Source organism: Candidatus Cloacimonadota bacterium (assembly GCA_028706475.1).
In the GTDB taxonomy this organism is placed as follows: Bacteria; Cloacimonadota; Cloacimonadia; order Cloacimonadales; family Cloacimonadaceae; genus UBA5456.
The window spans coordinates 1-17,750 of record JAQWBI010000001.1 but is presented as its reverse complement, the minus strand read 5'-3'; the positions used below and the strand labels follow the sequence as shown (position 1 = coordinate 17,750).

16 protein-coding genes are annotated in these 17,750 nt (G+C 48.1%); 11 read left to right on the top strand and 5 right to left on the bottom strand.

Annotation, left to right across the window (positions count from 1 at the left end):
* Window positions 1–3: 3 nt before the first annotated feature.
* The 11 genes from lpdA (at window position 4) to PHF32_00030 (ending at window position 13,280) form a co-directional block, all read left to right on the top strand.
* The gene (lpdA, locus tag PHF32_00080; GenBank protein ID MDD4559127.1) at window positions 4–1,404 is read left to right on the top strand and encodes a dihydrolipoyl dehydrogenase; all 1,401 of its coding nucleotides are present in this window, start codon (window positions 4–6) and stop codon (window positions 1,402–1,404) included.
* A 13-nt stretch (window positions 1,405–1,417) separates the two neighbouring features.
* Window positions 1,418–1,954: a ribosome-associated translation inhibitor RaiA gene (raiA, locus tag PHF32_00075; protein ID MDD4559126.1), complete on the top strand. Its 537-nt coding sequence runs from the start codon at window positions 1,418–1,420 to the stop codon at window positions 1,952–1,954.
* A gap of 96 nt (window positions 1,955–2,050) precedes the next feature.
* Window positions 2,051–3,031, top strand: a complete 981-nt coding sequence (gene hprK / locus PHF32_00070; GenBank protein MDD4559125.1) for an HPr(Ser) kinase/phosphatase — start codon at window positions 2,051–2,053, stop codon at window positions 3,029–3,031.
* Entirely contained in the window at window positions 3,000–3,263 is a 264-nt protein-coding gene (locus PHF32_00065; GenBank protein ID MDD4559124.1) for an HPr family phosphocarrier protein, read from the top strand. The genes hprK and PHF32_00065 overlap by 32 nt, the downstream gene beginning before the upstream one ends.
* A 4-nt stretch (window positions 3,264–3,267) precedes the next feature.
* Window positions 3,268–5,007, top strand: coding sequence for a phosphoenolpyruvate--protein phosphotransferase (ptsP, locus tag PHF32_00060; GenBank protein MDD4559123.1), 1,740 nt, complete (start codon window positions 3,268–3,270; stop codon window positions 5,005–5,007).
* The gene (locus tag PHF32_00055; protein MDD4559122.1) at window positions 5,004–6,344 is read left to right on the top strand and encodes a glucose-6-phosphate isomerase; all 1,341 of its coding nucleotides are present in this window, start codon (window positions 5,004–5,006) and stop codon (window positions 6,342–6,344) included. Before ptsP ends, PHF32_00055 begins: the two co-directional genes overlap by 4 nt.
* Before the next feature lie 55 nt (window positions 6,345–6,399).
* Window positions 6,400–7,857 carry a TlpA disulfide reductase family protein gene (locus PHF32_00050; protein ID MDD4559121.1) on the top strand — a complete coding sequence of 486 codons (1,458 nt, stop codon included), beginning with the start codon at window positions 6,400–6,402 and terminating at the stop codon, window positions 7,855–7,857.
* Entirely contained in the window at window positions 7,857–8,261 is a 405-nt protein-coding gene (locus PHF32_00045; protein ID MDD4559120.1) for a PaaI family thioesterase, read from the top strand. The genes PHF32_00050 and PHF32_00045 overlap by 1 nt, the downstream gene beginning before the upstream one ends.
* The gene (locus PHF32_00040; protein MDD4559119.1) at window positions 8,258–8,872 is read left to right on the top strand and encodes a ComEA family DNA-binding protein; all 615 of its coding nucleotides are present in this window, start codon (window positions 8,258–8,260) and stop codon (window positions 8,870–8,872) included. Before PHF32_00045 ends, PHF32_00040 begins: the two co-directional genes overlap by 4 nt.
* 317 nt (window positions 8,873–9,189) lie before the next feature.
* Window positions 9,190–11,694, top strand: coding sequence for a glycogen/starch/alpha-glucan phosphorylase (locus PHF32_00035; protein MDD4559118.1), 2,505 nt, complete (start codon window positions 9,190–9,192; stop codon window positions 11,692–11,694).
* Between the two features lie 56 nt (window positions 11,695–11,750).
* Window positions 11,751–13,280: a lamin tail domain-containing protein gene (locus PHF32_00030; protein ID MDD4559117.1), complete on the top strand. Its 1,530-nt coding sequence runs from the start codon at window positions 11,751–11,753 to the stop codon at window positions 13,278–13,280.
* Here the strand turns inward: PHF32_00030 and rsmD are convergent.
* From rsmD to PHF32_00005, 5 genes are all read right to left on the bottom strand, one after another.
* Window positions 13,273–13,824, bottom strand: coding sequence for a 16S rRNA (guanine(966)-N(2))-methyltransferase RsmD (rsmD, locus tag PHF32_00025; protein MDD4559116.1), 552 nt, complete (start codon window positions 13,822–13,824; stop codon window positions 13,273–13,275). The two genes, PHF32_00030 and rsmD, sit on opposite strands and share 8 nt — an antisense overlap.
* Window positions 13,825–13,829: 5 nt before the next feature.
* Window positions 13,830–13,985 (bottom strand): hypothetical protein, encoded by a 156-nt coding sequence (locus tag PHF32_00020; protein MDD4559115.1) that lies wholly within the window; start codon window positions 13,983–13,985, stop codon window positions 13,830–13,832.
* Window positions 13,986–13,988: 3 nt separating this feature from the next.
* Window positions 13,989–14,549 carry a hypothetical protein gene (locus tag PHF32_00015; protein MDD4559114.1) on the bottom strand — a complete coding sequence of 187 codons (561 nt, stop codon included), beginning with the start codon at window positions 14,547–14,549 and terminating at the stop codon, window positions 13,989–13,991.
* A gap of 96 nt (window positions 14,550–14,645) precedes the next feature.
* Complete coding sequence (locus tag PHF32_00010) at window positions 14,646–15,824, bottom strand: ribonuclease H-like domain-containing protein (GenBank protein MDD4559113.1); 1,179 nt, start codon at window positions 15,822–15,824, stop codon at window positions 14,646–14,648.
* 67 nt (window positions 15,825–15,891) lie between these two features.
* Window positions 15,892–17,424 carry a nucleotide sugar dehydrogenase gene (locus tag PHF32_00005; protein MDD4559112.1) on the bottom strand — a complete coding sequence of 511 codons (1,533 nt, stop codon included), beginning with the start codon at window positions 17,422–17,424 and terminating at the stop codon, window positions 15,892–15,894.
* Between the last annotated feature and the right edge of the window lie 326 nt (window positions 17,425–17,750).

Sequence of the window (17,750 nt, the reverse complement as noted above, 5' to 3'; positions counted from 1 at the left end):
GTTTTGGGAAACTACAATGTAATAGTAATCGGCGGAGGTCCCGGAGGCTATGAAGCGGCCATTCGCCTCTCACAATATGGCATTAGCTGTCTGCTTATCGAAAAAGAACGCTTGGGCGGAGTGTGCTTGAACCGGGGTTGCATTCCTACGAAAGCACTGGTAAAAAGTGCCGAATTGTACCGGGAAATGCGTGAGGCGGAAGTATATGGCCTGCCTGCAACCGACATACACTTGGATTATGCGCAGGTGTTTGAACGCAAAAACAAGATCGTGGAACAACTGGTGGGCGGCATCGAATTTTTGTATCGGAAACGCAAGATTGCCCTGCATCACAGTGCAGTTACGGAAATCATCAAGCATCAGGATGCTTTCGAAGTAAAAACCGCAGATGATCAGAGCTTCAAATCAAAATTTGTGATAATTGCCACCGGCAGTACTGCCAAGAGCTTGCGCGGCATCACGATAGACGAGCAGGACATCATGAGTTCCACCGGCATCCTACAGATGGACAGCCTGCCTGAAAGCCTCGCAATAGTAGGCGGGGGTGTTATCGGTTGTGAATTTGCCTCCATCTATGCGGCTTTTGGCGTTAAAGTGAGCATCATAGAATTCCTGCCGCGTCTGGTAGCCTTGGAAGATGAAGAGATATCCAAACGCCTGGCCCTGGCGCTGAAGAAGAGCGGAATCAAAGTGATGACCAATACTGCGGTGCATAGCATAGAAAAAGACGGGAAGGAAATGCTCTTGAAACTAGGTAATGAGAGCGAATTGCGCGCCGAGAAAGTACTGCTTTCGGTGGGCAGGCTACCTTCGTATGACATTCAAAGTACAGGTTTTGACCTTAAAACAGATAAAGGAGCTATATCTATCGACGAATTGATGCGCACATCCGAACCCGGAATCTATGCCATCGGCGATGTGACGGCCAAGCTGCAATTGGCTCATACCGCCAGTAAACAGGGTTTGCTGGCAGCGGGACACATCGCACATCTGTTGAAAGGGACTACCGCTCGCACATGCGGTTTGGAATATGTGAATATTCCGCGTTGCACTTTCACCAATCCGGAAATTGGCTCAGTTGGCTACAATGAAGCTGATGCCAAAGAGAAATTCGGCGAGATCATCATCGGAAAATTCCCCTTCTCCGCCAGTGGGAAGGCCATGTCAATGTCTGCTACCCAGGGCTTTGTAAAGACTATCGCCAGAAAAGATAACGGCGAATTGGTGGGTATGCACATCATGGGTACTGGAGCCGCTGAGTTAATAGCTCAGGGCGCCATCATGATCTCAGGTCACATGACTGCAGAATCCATTGAGGATATCGTATTTGCCCATCCCACTCTTTCCGAGGCAATTATGGAATCCGTGGAAGATCTGCGCGAACTCTCCATTCACAAAATTTAACAGGAGGATCAACATGCAAATCACGATTACAGCACGCCATTTTGAACTGACAAAGGCGATCCGGGACTACGTGGAAAGTTCTTGCCTGAAACTAAAGAAGTACTTTGACCAGATTATCACCATCCACGTCACTCTGGCTTTGGAGAACAGCCGCAATCTCTGCGAGCTTTCTCTGCATGCCGGCAAATTTGGATTGCAGGCTACTGCAGAGGAGATGGATATGTACCTTTCCATCGACACATCTCTGGAAAAAATGGAAGCTCAGATAAAGAAACTGAAAGACCGTGTAACGGATCATCAGAAGCGGGCGTTGAAGGAGCAATTCAATGATTTCTCCCGCGCGTCAGACATACAAGTGAACAATCAGGATCACGCCCGTAAAACAATCAAAACCAAACGTGTGGTTACCGAACTGATGGAGATCCAGGAAGCCCTGGATAAGATGGACGCAAGTAAGGAAGATTTTTTCATCTTCAGAAACATCGAAACAGACCGCATCAATGTATTGGTTAAAAAGGACAACGAGAATTATAAGCTCTTTGAGCCTTAAAGCGTTTGCTGTGGCCGGCACATTGCCTTCCGCATAAAAGAATCCATTGGCCCCCTTCCTCTATTCCGAAGGGGGCATTAAAGAGAAAAGGATTATATGAAGGAAATCACAGTTCGAGAATTCTTTGATGCCAAGAAGAAGGATCTGGCTCTTTCCTTGGTTACAGAGCCGGAAACCCTCTCCAAGAAAGTGAGTTCGCCTCATGTGAACCGTCCGGGACTGGCCTTGGCCGGATATCTGGAAGTGTTTTCAGCAGAGCGCATTCAGGTCTTTGGCGAGACCGAGGTGCGCTATCTGCAATCCATGAAAGAAGAAGACCTCGTGTCCCGCGTGAGAGACATGTTCAAGACGGACATTCCCTGCATCATCATCAGTAAAGGTCTCACACTGCCCCCGGTGATAGAGTATCTGGCAAACGACCTCAATATTGCCCTGCTCTCCAGCCGGCTGTCCACCATCAATCTGATCCAGCATTTATCCCGCTATTTGCAGGATATCTTTGCCTTGGAAAAAACCATTCACGCTACATTGGTGGATGTGTTTGGACTGGGCATCATGCTCACCGGTAAAAGTGGTATCGGTAAGAGCGAATGCGCACTGGATCTGGTGCACAGGGGTCACAGTCTGGTGGGCGACGACCTCATCACGCTACGCTATTTGGATGAACAGCTTTATGGTCGTCCGGGGCGTGAGTTTGGACACTTCATGGAGATTCGTGGAGTGGGCTTTGTGAATGTGGAACGTATGTTTGGCATAGAGCGTACTCGCCGGCAAAAGACTATCGATTTGCAAATCGAGCTGATGCCATGGCAGGAAAACATGGATTACGAGCGTATCGGGCTGTCCAACAGTTATGCGGAGCATCTCGGGGTAAAGATTCCCATCATCTATCTGCCTGTATCTCCGGGGAAGAATGTATCTGTAATAGTAGAAGTGGCGGCGATGAATATGATCCTGAAGGGTGTTGGATACGATGCCGCTGAAGACTTCAACCGCAAAATCCACGACGAAATCCGCAAGAAAACCATGCAAAAGAAGATAGAAGATGATGAGAAAGACAGTGATAGTAAAGAATAAGCTTGGTTTACATGCCCGTCCATCTGCTCTCTTGGTACGTGCAGCCACAAAGTACCGTTCGGAATTTCACATCGAAAAAGATGGTACCCAGGTAAACGGTAAAAGCATCATGGGTGTGATGATGTTGGCGGCGGAATGTGGTAGTTCTTTGGAATTGATCGCCGATGGAGTGGATGAAGAATATCTGATAGACGAAATCTCGGAAATGATTTCCTCCGGTTTTGGAGAGTAGAATTATGAAGGAAGTTCGTGGGAACAGCCTTGCCAAGGGATTGGCTGCGGGAATAGCGGTATATATTGATCAGCGTGGGCTGGATGTGCCCCAGCATAAGATTCTACCAGAAGAAACCAAGGAAGAAGAGACTGTATATATTCAAGCTTGCGCAAAGGCAGCAGCAGAGATCAAAGAACATCTAGGCGCACATAGCCTGAATAAAAACGAGATGGAGATACTGAGCTCTCATCTGGATATCCTGGCCGATCCCGACATTCGGAAGAATATTCAAAACAAAATCCTGAAGGAATACAAAAACGCAGCTCTGGCGATCCAGGAAGCCTTTAGCGAGGCAATAGAATTTTTCAGCAGTATGCAAAACGAGATGTTCGCTCAGCGGGCTGCTGATTTTCGGGACGTTCGCAACCGCCTATTGCTGAAGATTCTGAAGCTGGAGAGCGATCCCTTTGCTAAGTTGGGACCAGAGACCATACCCATATTCCACGAGATTCATCCCAGTGAAGTAAGTCTTTTGAACAAAATGGGTGTACGGGCTTATGTCTGTGAAGTGGGCAGTATTACTTCACACTCAGCGATTTTAAGCCGTGCGCTCAGCATAGCTTGTGTGGGCGCTATTCCCGATCTGCGGGAGCATATTCACGAAGGAGACCATCTCATCATCGACGGCGAACTGGGTTTGGTGGTAAACGATCCGGATGATGAAGCCCTGGAGTTCTATGCCCAAAAAATGCAGATACTGGAATTGATCTCCCAAAAACAGAGATTACTACGCGAAGATCCCGCCATTACTCTGTCTGGACGAAACATCACCATGACCTTGAACATCGGGATTCCTGCGGAGATTGACCAAGTGAATGAGCTCAATGCTGATGGTGTGGGTTTGTTCAGAACCGAATTTCTCTTCCTCTCACGCAATGACCTTCCTTCGGAAGATGAACAATACGAGATTTATCACAGTTTGGCAACAAAGATTGCGCCCAAGATCCTTACCATCCGCACTTTCGATCTGGGTGGGGATAAACTCACCCATTCCATAGACAGCCCCAAAGAAGAGAATCCCTATTTGGGAAACCGCGGTATCCGTTTTTCTTTGGCACATCCGGAAGTGCTACGCACACAGCTTCGCGCCATTCTGCGTGCCTCGGTTTTGGGCAATATCCGCATCATGTTTCCCATGATCATCGACGTAGAGGACTTTTTGCAGGCCAAAAGAGAATTGAAGTCCTGTGCGGACGAGCTGTATGAACAGGGTGTAAAGTACGATTACGACATCCAGGTGGGCACCATGGTCGAGATTCCCTCGGCTGCGATCAGCTCCGAATCTCTGGCCCGGGAATGCGATTTCCTTTCCCTGGGCACAAATGATCTGGTGCAATATACTTTGGCGGTGGATCGTAATAACGACACAGTGAGTCGCTATTTTATTCAACACCATCCGGCTGTGCTCAAATTGATCCGGCTCACCATTGCAAGTGCCAACAAGTATAACCGTAGCATATCAGTGTGTGGTGAAATGGCATCGTTGAAGGAATATACTCCGTTGTTGATCGGTATGGGGATCAGCGAATTGAGCGTGAATCCATCTTCATTATACGATATCAAGCGCGTGGTGCGTAACTGTGACGAGCATCTGGATAATCTGGTGAAGAACTTCGATTTTTCCAAATCACTAAATGACATAGACAACCTGGTATATCATACATTAAAGAAATATTATGCGAAAAAAGGGGCCGATTTATGATCCGATTTGATCATCGTAATCTCTTGGCAAATCAGTTTCTTCCTGGTGCTATGCGCCCTTCTAGGGTCTTGGACTTCAGTGATAAAGTGCAAGAAGCAAAAGCAGAACTGAATGTAGTCCGCAAAGCCGGTATTCTGGGCTTTTACGATCTTCCGGAGCAAGACACAGGCCACATCAAAGCTTTTGTGCAAAAGCTGGATCCCGTGTTCGATACCATGGTGGTTTTGGGCATCGGGGGCAGCGCACTGGGCAATAAAGCCATCTATAACGCTTTGAAGACCGAAGCCGGATTGACGCGCAAAGTATTGGTTTACGACAATGCGGATCCGGTGTTTCTACATGAGATCCTGCAGCAGACTACTCTGGATAAGACCCTGTTCAACGTGATCACCAAAAGCGGTGGCACGGCGGAAACCATGAGCGCTTACATGATCCTGTTGGACATCCTGAAACGTAAGTATCCCCAGGACTTTCGCAAACGTATGATCATTACTACAGACAAAGAGAAAGGTTTCTTGCGCCGCATTGCTGATGATGAAGGCTACAGCACTTTCACGGTACCCGGTAATGTGGGAGGACGTTTCTCTGTGCTATCAGACGTGGGATTGCTTTCTTCTGCCTTTGCCGGAGTGGATATCGATGCCCTGCTGGCAGGAGCTGCGCAGATGAGGAACATCTGTGAAGAAACGGAGATTATGCACAATCCCGCTTTGCTAAACGGTCTCTTACATTTCCTGTATATGCGGGAAGGTAAGAACATCAGTGTGATGATGCCATACAGCAATTCACTGTACGACTTTGCCGATTGGTATCGTCAGCTCTGGGCAGAAAGTTTGGGCAAACGCTACGACCGGAAGGGGCGCGAAATATTTGTGGGACAAACTCCTGTGAAAGCATTGGGCACCACCGATCAGCATTCGCAGATCCAGCTCTATACCGAAGGACCAAACGACAAGGTGATCACATTCCTGAGTGTGGAGCACTTTGCGCACGATTACACTATCCCGAACCTTCATCCGGACTTGGAAGACATCAGTTATCTGGGTGGCAAGAAGTTGTCCGAACTGCTGAATGCCGAACGTTTGGCCACCGAAATTGCACTTTGCAAGGCCGGTAGACCAAATGCCAACCTGATCTTTCCCAAAATCGATGCAGAAAACATCGGTTCAGCCATCATGATGTACGAAATTCAAACCGTGTTTTGCGGCAAGCTCCTGAATATCAATCCATTGGATCAACCGGGAGTGGAAACCGGGAAGATTGCCACTTTTGCTTTGATGGGAAAGAACGGTTATGATAAAGAGCGAGAGGAAATCGCCAAATACACAAGATCATAAGTTTATCTCAGCCTGCTTTATTGCTACGCTGGAGAACTACATATATGGAGGATCTTTGAAACAAATAGCAAGTGTGCTGATAATGATCAGCATAATATCCGGAGCCCTTTGGGCTGCCGCATTCGAAGAGTTTAGCGCTCGTGCCGCCGCCATCCAGGATGATACAGCGGCTCAACACAAACTGGTACAGGAATACTTGTATAAAGCTCAGACCGTAGATGAACACCGTACTCTGCAAGACTTTTGGGCTACTTTTGATCCGGAAGCCTGCCAGAGTCATTATCAACGCCTGGCCCAAGCCAATCCCGCCAATCCGGATTATGCTTACCTGTCCATCCGCCTCTTGGAAGATAACAAAAAGGAAGCTTACACATTGGTGCAAAAGCACCCCAAATTCTACTGGGGATACAGGTTGGTAGCGCTCAGATTCACTCAGGACATTCAAGATTACAGCTATCTATATACAGATGATTACAATAAGGGTACCAAAATCATCGACAAGGGACTCAAGGAATTTCCCGAAGACGATTATCTGCTGCTGGCGCAAACCTACCGATACAGCTCCGAAGGTAAGCTCAACACCGCGCTTAGCTATCTGGAAAAATTGAAGGATGCCAATACCATTCAGAGCAACTACTCCTTTATCTACGATCTCTGTGTTCAATCCGGTAGTTCTGAAGTATATGGCAGCATGATAGATATCTTGATGGATTCCGCCATTGCCGCCGGGAAAATCGATGAAAAACAAGCGGAAGATTCCAAGGTGCTGTTTGTGCTTTCATTTATATATGACAGCGCAGGAATTGAAGCAATGGAACATTATATATCCGAAAATCCCGCTGTTACAGAGAATGGAGAGGTTCTGAAATATCTGGCAGATTCATATTTTGAAAATGAAGACCCTCAGCAGGCTCTGGAGTATTTGCGTATGGCTATCGAGCTTGGAGCACTGCAGTATCCGGAAATGATCAATTCTCCTCAGTATTCGTATTTCGAAAGCAATCCGGAATGGAATAACCTCCTCACTCAGGCAAAGAACACTTATGATGCCGAAGCTCCCCAGCGGGAGGCTGCTTTGCTGCAAAGCAGGAGAGTAAAACCCGCAACCCAATGGGAATTGAAAGATATCAATGGCATTATTCACAAGTCCGATGATCTGCGCGGGCAGGTGATTATCCTGGATTTCTGGGCTCAGTGGTGCGGTCCCTGCAAGATGACGATGCCGGCTTTGAGCAATTGGGTGCAAACTAAAATGCCCGAAGGTGTGAAGGTTTATTCCGTAAACGTGATGGATAACGATTACGACAGAGCCATAGCGTATTTTCGCGACAATGAATTTGCCATGGAATACTTGGAGGGAACCGATTCTCTGGCCGCAGAGTATGGTGTAGAGGCAATTCCGCACATTGTGGTGATAGATAAACAAGGCAATATCGCCTGGGAGCAGGTGGGCTTTTCTTTCGATCTGGAAGAAAAACTGAGTTTCTGGGCAGACTATCTGTGCGCTGAATAATGGACGAAATTAATAAGGACTATCGGAATTGCTTTGTTTGTGGCAAGGATAATCCCATAGGCCTGAAGGTGGATTTCAGCTATGACGAAATGGGCTCTGCCAAAGCCGTCCTAAAGCTCTCGGAGCTGTATGAAGGCTATCCCAATGTGATCCACGGCGGCATCATCTCCACCCTTATGGATGAAGTGATGGCAAAGGCTGTGATTCACTCCGGCAAACTCGCCTACACAGCCAAGCTGAATATCAGCTATCGCAAAGCTCTGTCCCCGGATACAGAGATTACACTGTGGGGCAGGATTGTATCTGCTAAATCCAGAACCATCCGCACTGAAGCCAGAATATACGATTTCTCCGCCACTTATGCAGAAGCGGAGGCAGTATTTGTGGTAGCCAAAGAACATTGAAAGCCTTTCGCCATATCTTCACTCCTCAGGAACAAAAGCTACTTTTGGTGCTTTCGATTTTTATCCTCGTGGGCAGCATACTCAATCTCTTTGGCTACAAGGGAAAAGAGGATTTGAAGCAGCAGGCGGCAGACAGCCTCGAAGCAGCTCTGCAAGAAGACGAAGAAATGATGCTGGATCTGCGGTTTGCCAGCATGGAAGAGCTGATGTGCCTACCGGGTATTGGGGAAAAGCGTGCCCAGGATATCCTGAACTATCGTGAAACCAATCCCTTCACGTCCATGAATCAAATAATGCTGGTGAAAGGTATCGGAGTAAAAACCTATCGCCGCATTCTGCCCTATCTGATCGCTTTTGGCGATAGCACTGCAGCAGATGAATCCTCCAGCCGGGCATTATCCTCCAAGGCCAACCGTAGCAATATCGTAAACATCAATACTGCAGGCCAGGAGGAACTATGCACTTTGATGCGGATAGGCCCATCCCGCGCTGAAGCAATCATTAAATACCGGGAGCAAAATGGTCTCTTCAATACTATAGAAGATCTTTTGCAGGTAAAAGGCATTGGTACCAAAACTTTGGAGTTGAACCGCAAGCGCATCAGTCTCTAGTGACTCGTCAGCATGAATGTTGTTATGCTACTGGGCTGCAAACTCCAAGTAGATTCAGAAGCTTCATTCCTCTTTGGGTTATCGATACTTGAACCAGATATTATCGGGTTATCATCGGGTGAGCACAGGATGATAACACCTTGATATCAGCTTCAATACTGGATCAAACAAAGGGTATGAGGAGCGATACAATTCAAATGCTCCATTCGGTTGCTGGGGGTAAACAATAGCTTCTGCATAAAGAACTTGACAGATATTCCTGCCTTACAACCTATTGCAAAGCTACTGTAAAAAGAGCTGAAATCAAGGATTTGACTATGAAAGAAGGATTTATTCCAAACAACGAATATACATCGATCTTCTTTTCCGACAATGCGGAAGGGATGACGAGTGACATAAAAAACCGGTTTTTGAACCATCTGGAATACTCATTGATCAAAGACAACACCACTGTGGAAGCCTGGGATGTGTATTATGCTTTGGGTATTACCCTAAGAGACCGCCTCATAGAGCGCTGGCTACGTACCCAATATGAATACCGCAAGCGAGACGTTAAAAAGGTCTATTATCTCTCCATGGAGTTTCTCATCGGCAGGTTGCTGGGCAATAGCCTGATCAATCTGGATCTGTACAACGAGACCTATGACATGCTGAAAGAAATGGGGCATTCGCTGGAAGACATCGCTGAGCTGGAGCCGGACATGGGCTTGGGCAATGGAGGCCTGGGGCGTTTGGCAGCTTGCTTTATGGATTCTCTTGCCACTCTGGCATACCCCGGTTATGGGTATGGCATACGCTACGAATTTGGCATTTTCCGCCAGGAGATTCGTAATGGATATCAAAGCGAAGTGCCGGATCACTGGCGCAAAAAGGGCTGTCCCTGGGAGATTAAGCGCCCGGAGATCAGCTATCGTGTACGCTTTGGCGGCAAAGTAAAACAGACCGAAAACAACGGAGAGGGACTGATTTACTCTTGGACGGATACCAAAGACGTGATGGCAGTTGCCTGGGATGTACCTATTCCGGGCTATAAAGTGGACAACGTAAACAATCTCCGCCTTTGGGAAGCTACTGCTACAGACGAATTTGACTTTGAATACTTCAACAACGGCGACTATGTGAAAGCCGTGGAGCAGAAAAACATCAGCGAAAACATCAGTAAGGTCTTGTACCCAAACGACAATATACACTTGGGCAAGGTGTTGCGCTTGAAGCAGGAGTATTTCTTTGTATCGGCCACTCTGCAGGATATATTGTACTGGTGGAAACAGGATCACGACGGCTTTTCCAGCTTTGCAAATAAAATCTGTATCCAACTGAACGATACCCATCCCGCCCTGGCAATTCCAGAACTGATGCGCATCTTTATCGATGTGGAGCGCATGAGCTTTGCCAAAGCCTGGGATATCACCAAAGCTGTATTTTCCTACACTAATCACACAGTGTTACCGGAAGCATTGGAGCGATGGGGCGTAGCACTGTTTGAAGAACTGTTGCCCCGCCACCTGATAATCATTTATCAGATCAATGATCTTATCATGAAAGAGGTTGGTAAGCTATATCCCGGAAACATCATAAAGATGCGCAGCACATCCATCATCGAAGAAGGTCTGGAAAAGAACATACGCATGGCCCAACTCTGCATTCACGGCTCTCATGCGGTGAACGGAGTGGCAAAGCTGCACACCGAGATTTTGAAGAAAAGAGTCTTTGCAGATTTTGATGAATTGTATCCCGGAAAGATCCAGAACAAAACCAATGGAATCACTCCCCGCTTATGGCTGCTTATCTGCAATCCACTGCTCTCCAGCTTGATATCCGAACACATCGGCTCTGCCTGGACCCGGGATTTGCGATTGTTGAGAGGTTTGGAGGAGTATCTGGACGATCCCTACTTCAAGGACAGCTTCTTTGAGATAAAAGAGATCAACAAAAAGCGGCTTTCCCGTCATATCTACAGAGTCACCGGTGTCCGGGTACGCACCGAAAGCATCTTCGATGTGCAGATCAAGCGTTTGCACGAGTATAAACGCCAGTTGCTCAATGTGATGGCGACCATTGCCCGGTACTATCGCATTAAGGACAATCCCGAAGCGGAATTTGTACCCCGCACGGTGATATTCTCCGGTAAAGCGGCTCCCGGTTACTTTCTGGCCAAACGTCTAATAAAGCTGATCAATAATCTGGGTGATATCATCAACAAGGATCCGGATGTAAGAGACCGCCTGAAAGTAGTGTTTCTGCCAAATTACTGTGTGTCCCTGGCTGAGAAAATCATCCCCGCGGCTGATCTTTCAGAACAAATCTCAACCGCTGGTTATGAAGCCAGCGGAACCGGAAACATGAAATTCGCCCTGAACGGTGCGCTTACCATAGGTACACTGGACGGAGCAAATGTGGAAATGGCAGAGGAGATCGGCAGCGAAAACATGTTTATCTTTGGGCACAAAGCTATAGAGGTATCTCAAATAAAAAACTCCTGCTACAATCCTTTGCATTACTACCAAAACGACCCCGAATTGAAGCGGGTAGTGGATTCTCTGATGGATGACAGTTGGTGTCCAAACGAGCCTGGCATCTTTGTGCCTATCTTCGATTCACTGATTAGCGGCGGCGATCCCTATCTGAACATGGCGGATTTCCGCGCCTATGTGGATACATCCGCCAGAGTTGACGAACTATATACCAAGCGTGACGAATGGGTGCAGAAGGCTATACTGAATATCGCCCGCATCGGCAAATTCTCCAGCGACAGAGCGATCAAAGAATATGCCGACGAGATCTGGAACATTCAGCCGCTTGTATTAAACTTGAACGCGTGATCTCCTGCATTTTCACCTTTGCTTTTCTGCTCATATACGGCTGTCTCGGCTCTCAAGTGGTGATCAATGAAGTATGTTACGATCCTGAGGGGGCAGATAGCGGCAAGGAATGGATCGAGCTCTACAATCCCGGTACTGAAACCGTAGATCTAACCGGTGCCAGGATTTATAGTTGCGGCACATCCTGGATCCAACAATTCGAATTTCCCTATTTCCTGTTACGCCCAGGCTATATGGTGATGATCGGAGGAACGGGTATGGGAAATGCTCAGTTCTATGCCAATCTCAACTTTCAAAATGGTGGCAGCGCTAGCGACGGAATCCGCTTTGTAAATTCCGACAGCACCTACACGGATACTATTATCTACGATGAACCAAACACAAATCTACTCACAGACGACTATGGCACAGAGGCTTACAGCTTTGCTCCGGACGCTCCGGAAGGTTGCTCTCTGGCGCGGGTGGTGGATGGCAGGGATAGCAATATGTGTGGCAACGACTTTCGGATTGAGCAGAATCCCACCCCCAATCTACACAATCATGTCTACACTGATCTAGCTCTCTATGGGCCTTCCTATGAACCGGGGGAGTCTTTCCGTCAGTTTAGTATCGGTGTGCGAAACCTGGGTCCGTATCCCAGCCCTTACAATGCACTGTTTACCGCGTATTATGGAGAGCAAGCCTTTCATCAGGAAGAGCTTCCGCCCCTGGCACTGGGAGACAGCATCAGGCTTAGCTTTATCCTGCCGGAAGATGTGGAATTGATGTATCTGTTTCTGGAACATCAAAACGATCTTGATACAGATAATAACCTCATGCACTACAGCGTATTGGGGCAATTTGCAGAAGCTCCGCACTTGAACGAGGTGTTTCCTGCTCCACTCCCAGGGAAACAAGAATGGATAGAGCTGTATGCCCCAGCTTCCTCTGCAAAGGGAAGCTACCAAATCCATGATGCATCTGGAGCAAGCATTAGTTTCAATTTACCGGATGTACCGGGCTACTTCGTGCTGTGCTCCGATCCCGCAAGCTTTCTGGAAGAATATCCCCAATGTCCCTCTGCTCTGGTGCTGCAGGCACAATCCTGGACTCAGCTGAATAATGACGGGGATGCCCTATACCTCTGGGATGAATTCGCTTTGCTGGATTCAATGGCCTATGTTTCCAGCACCGCGGAGATGTCTTTTCAACGAGTTTTACAGGATACAGAAGTCATGTGGCGCCTGGGTGAACCCAGCCCCTGTGCAGAGAATTTCCACACAAGTCAGGACCTCCCGCAGCATAATGAGTACCTGAAAATCTTCGGATCTCCCTGTGATGTCCGCAATGGTGAGGTGCTAAACATCAGTTACAATATGCCGGTAGTCTCAAACCGCGTGAATTGCAGCATTTGGGATATGAATGGACGCAAGGTAATCAGCCTGGCGGACAATCTGCAAATTGCGGATCGCGGAGTCCTATGTTGGGATGGGAAGAAAAGCGGTGGTAGCTACGCTCCGCGTGGTCTATATCTGGTTTTGTGGGAGTCTCAATCTACTGATGGCGGGAAAGTGTATCGTCGCCAAAAGAGTATCGTGATCAAATAGCCTCAGGATCTTCTGCCAGCCAGGTGAAGCAGCATTTTTTCATTTCCTTTTGTTTCAGAATGTAGCCGCATAAGTCTTCGGCTATCTTTTCGTTGCGGGAATGCTCCACCATCACCAGTCCCTTGGGTTTCAGCATCTTACGCTCAAATATGGTCTGCAGAGAGGGATTGATCAGGTTTTTATCGTAGGGCGGATCCAGAAAGATCACATCGTAGCTGCTCTCACAATCCTTAAGAAAGGCTTCGGCACGTTTGCGATACACGTGACACCGATCTGTGCAGGAAAGCGTAGAGATATTATTCAAAATGGTTCCGATAGCGGCATTGGCAAATTCCACAAAATCGATCCAGGCGGCTCCGCGCGAGAGCGCTTCCAACCCAAAAGCTCCGGTACCGGCAAAGAGATCCAGCACTTTCTTGCCCTTAAAATCCTGATAGGTGCCAAAGATCATTTCGCGGTTAAAATCGGTAGTGGGACGTGTGCTTCTTCCGGGAACAGATTGCAAGTTACGCTTCTTGTGGATTCCGGCAATAATGCGGATCATGCCTGTTACCTACGTTTGTCCAGCCCCGGTACTTTTATCTCCAACTGCACCGGTTGAGCTTCATAGCGCGGGCAGGAAAGCAGCTGTACGGTATCCAATTGTTTGCATTTGTGAAGGCATTTTTCGCAGATGCTGTTGCATTTTTGGGGCTCTTTTGGCATTGCTTATTTCTGTTGGCTTTGCATATCCACAAACAGGCTGATCATGTCCGACAGGCGGATATCTCGGAGCGACTGGGATTTGTCCCAGCGGGAAAGCAGCGCTATCAACAGATCGCTCACAGTGAGATCGCCATAGCTTTCGGAACCGTTTATCAGGTTCAATTGCGCCTGCTGTTCGATTTCACGTAAAACCTCGTCCAGAGTGTCCAATTCTGATTCCTCGGCCAGGACTTCTTCTTCGTCAAATACGATCTCGGTATCCTGCATGCCTTCATTGAGCTTTTCTACCGCACGGAACATATTGTCAAAACCCTGGTGGCTCAAGATCTTCAAATAGGCCAGTTCTTCGGGAGTAAAGAGCTTTTCTATGCGGGGATCATAGCGATTTGAAGGATCATTCAGAATGCGGGCATGCAAGGCCTCGATCTTTTCCCGGATGGCAGGAGAAGAATCATTTTGGGCGATAAGTTCGTAAGTGGCAAGCGCATCGAAGAACTGGTTCTGCTCTTCGAAAAGCTTTGCCAGCGTAACGGTAGGGGTCCACCCCGATCCTGTTGTTTTCATTGTATTACTCCCAAGATTTCAGAATTTAGAAGACATAAAAAGCTAATGCCATTTTGTGTCAACTGCTTTTGTTTGTAACCCTTTCTTTGCTTTTACTTAACCGGAGCAGAGCTTCTTACTTAGCCTCTCTATCCGCTTTTCGATGTCTGCCAGCGCCTTGTGATTCTGCAGAAAGCGCCCCCGCTCCAAAGCCAGTGCTCTTTGGCTGTACTGCATTGCCTTATGATAACTCTTCTGCTTTTCCAGGATTTTTGCCGCTTCCACGAGGGCAGGAGCATAGTCCAAAGAGGCGGCTATCTCAAAGGCAGCCAGTGCATCATCCATCTCTTTGGCCCTTTTGTAGATCATGGCCAGATCATGCGCAATATCGGCAGTCACTTCACCGTGCGAGAGCAGATCCACCAATATCCGCCGGGCTGTTTCATTCTGTCCCTGGCTTTGATACAGCCGGGCAAGAGCATGATAATCTACCCGGATATCCATCCCGTCTTTAGGAGGATACTTGCAGCTATCGCAGATCAGGGCAAAGAGTGCGGCACTGTGCAGTATATCATGGTGATTGTGCACAAATACTCTGCGGATGCTCTCCGCATCTCCTGTAGTGAGGAAGTTAAAATAGGTCTGAGGTACGTCGCTCCCGCTGATGTCCAGTTCCTTGTCCCGGATATGCCCCAGGATGTAGAATTCAATGGTTTCCAGTGCGCAACTGGGAAGCTTGCGTTTCCACAATCTGCGGGCAATATGCAGCAAGTCCAGATGCTCCATCCCACGCAGGTCCAGCCAGATCTGATGATACAACAGGCGTGCTTCCAGCACCGGCACATCAAAGCTTTTACCATTGAAGGTGATGAGTAGGCTGCGTTCTTGCATCAATTCCTGCAGCCGTTCAAAACTGTGTTCCTCCGCATCGGGATCAGGCAGAAATATCTGCTCCACCCAAAATTCGCCTGCTTCAAAATAGCCCAGGCCAATCATGAAGGCCAAGGTACCACTGCGCCCCAAACCGGTAGTTTCCAGATCCAGCACCAGGATGTCTTCGGGTCTATAATCTGTTTCTGTGTCGATATCTGCCCAAGTCCGGATTACATCCGGAATCCCTTGGGGAAACAGCGGCAGCTCTTCGATTCTGGTTTTGCCGGGATAGCTTTGACGGGTATAGAATACCGGATCATCATTGTGAGCGGAAAAGTGCCCCTCAATGGTCTTTTTGAGGCTCTCCCGCAGTAGTTCCTTGATCTCTATGCCATAGAGATCACGATCCTTATCCATATCCATTGCTTTTCCCCATGTAAAACAAAGGGGCGAAAGAGTATTCGCCCCTATATTATGAAGCGTAGGACGCTTAGACTATGTGGCCCTTGCCTACGCCACGTACTTTGCATCCCAGCCCTTTGTATTTGTTTATGGTTACATCGTCCAGGAAGTTCGAGCAATCTACGATCAGCGGACGGGTCTTGCACATGTCCACCAAGTCTTTGGGTTCCATATCCTTGTATTGATTGTGCCCAACGGCAAAGATCACTACTTCGCTGCCTTCCAGGATTTCTGGGAGGTCTTTCTCCACCGTTACTTCTTCCAGTTCATCCCAGTGTTCCACATAGGGATCGTGAGTGCGAACGTGGGCGAGGTCTTTCCGCAAGAACTCAACCAGAGTCTTGGAAGGACTGTGCCGCGTGTCACCAACGTTTTCCAGGTAAGATACGCCGAGTACTGTGATCCGCAGATTCTTCACATCTTCTACTTCACGTTTGATGATCTCGATGGTATGCAAGGGCATGGTATCATTGATGTTTACGCTGTTGATTGCCATCGAAAGCCGGCCTTTCACACCAAAGAGAGCGCTCATGGCCCAATTTGCCAATACGGGATCCTTTGTGAGGCAGTATCCGCCCACGCCCAAAGATGGACGCAAGAGATTGTCGTGAGTGCCTTTGCGTTTGCGGATGGCATCACGCACTTTGAAGATGTCCACGCCAATCTGCTCGGCAAAACGCGCCCATTCCAATGTAAGGGCGATGTTGGTGGCACGATAACTGTTTTCCATGGTTTTGGCCAATTCACTGGCATTGGTACTGTCGAGCTGAGTCAAAGGATAATCCTCTACATTCAGCACATTGCTCAGAAATTCCCGGCAGAGTTCAATACTCTTTTGATTCACACCGGAAAACACACGCCAGAAATCGCGGATGGAAGATACATACTTGCTTCCCGGCATCACACGCTCATAGGAATGCGCTACCAGTGGCGGATTCTGTGTGATGTCGATGCCGCGCTTGGTAAATTCTTCTTCCAGAATGGGCTTTACCACTTTCTGACAGGTTCCCGGAGGTACTGTGGTTTCCACCAAAACCAGGCATTCGGGATTGATGTGCTGACCCAGCATGCGGATGCCTTCACGGAAAGCAGTGATGTCACAATATCCCTTTTCTGCCTCGCCAAATGCGGGCTTGGTGGCGTCCAACTGGATATCCACCACTACAACGTCCACCAAGCTGTACACGCTGTCTTCGCTGGTGGCACGGAAATTCTTCTTCTCCACTACGGTGCGATGGAAGATTTCGGGAACTTCCGGATCGGAGGAGCTAACGGGAGGTACGCCGGTATTGATTACAGGTACTTTCCAAAACGACCGCTTGGATGCACGCTGATGCCCGTGGACAAAATAAACTGGATTGCCGTCTTTATCTTCGGCATCGGCCACAACGGAGGCCATCACACAACCAACAAAACCCAAGCCCTGCACTGCTACAATCTTTCTGCCCTTGGCGCGCTGTTCCTTGGTGATTTGCAACAAAAGATTTCGTTCCTGTTCGTTTTCCTGCTCGGTGGGAAGAGGATACTCCCTACCATCTGGAGCAATTGATACTTTTAACATATTTCCGTTTTCTCCATGAGATCCTTTTTTCTAATGCTAACATTTAAGATTTTTGTGAGGCACCTGCTGTCAAGCAGTTTCTGGGCAAAAAATCACGATTTGTTGAAAATCAGCTACAACAAAGTAAATTACCGGGCCTCCGCGGGAATGCAATGAGTTTATCAAGAGGATTGCAGACGTCCTCGTCTGCATAAGTTGCGGAGCCAGTTTTGACACAGCGAAACGAAGCGAAGCGATATTGTGGAAGCGTCGTCTCGACGCTTTTTCAAAAATATGCAGCTACAAGCCGCATCCACTATCGGTACGCAGCACCGCCCATCATTCAT

Excerpts from the sequence above, each read along its gene's own strand:
- raiA (MDD4559126.1), top strand. The coding sequence starts at position 1,418 with ATGCAAATCACGATTACAGCACGCCATTTTGAACTGACAAAGGCGATC.
- hprK (MDD4559125.1), top strand. The coding sequence starts at position 2,051 with ATGAAGGAAATCACAGTTCGAGAATTCTTTGATGCCAAGAAGAAGGAT.
- PHF32_00065 (MDD4559124.1), top strand. The coding sequence starts at position 3,000 with ATGATGAGAAAGACAGTGATAGTAAAGAATAAGCTTGGTTTACATGCC.
- ptsP (MDD4559123.1), top strand. The coding sequence starts at position 3,268 with ATGAAGGAAGTTCGTGGGAACAGCCTTGCCAAGGGATTGGCTGCGGGA.
- PHF32_00055 (MDD4559122.1), top strand. The coding sequence starts at position 5,004 with ATGATCCGATTTGATCATCGTAATCTCTTGGCAAATCAGTTTCTTCCT.
- PHF32_00045 (MDD4559120.1), top strand. The coding sequence starts at position 7,857 with ATGGACGAAATTAATAAGGACTATCGGAATTGCTTTGTTTGTGGCAAG.
- PHF32_00035 (MDD4559118.1), top strand. The coding sequence starts at position 9,190 with ATGAAAGAAGGATTTATTCCAAACAACGAATATACATCGATCTTCTTT.
- rsmD (MDD4559116.1), bottom strand. The coding sequence starts at position 13,824 with ATGATCCGCATTATTGCCGGAATCCACAAGAAGCGTAACTTGCAATCT.
- PHF32_00020 (MDD4559115.1), bottom strand. The coding sequence starts at position 13,985 with ATGCCAAAAGAGCCCCAAAAATGCAACAGCATCTGCGAAAAATGCCTT.
- PHF32_00015 (MDD4559114.1), bottom strand. The coding sequence starts at position 14,549 with ATGAAAACAACAGGATCGGGGTGGACCCCTACCGTTACGCTGGCAAAG.
- PHF32_00010 (MDD4559113.1), bottom strand. The coding sequence starts at position 15,824 with ATGGATATGGATAAGGATCGTGATCTCTATGGCATAGAGATCAAGGAA.
- PHF32_00005 (MDD4559112.1), bottom strand. The coding sequence starts at position 17,424 with ATGTTAAAAGTATCAATTGCTCCAGATGGTAGGGAGTATCCTCTTCCC.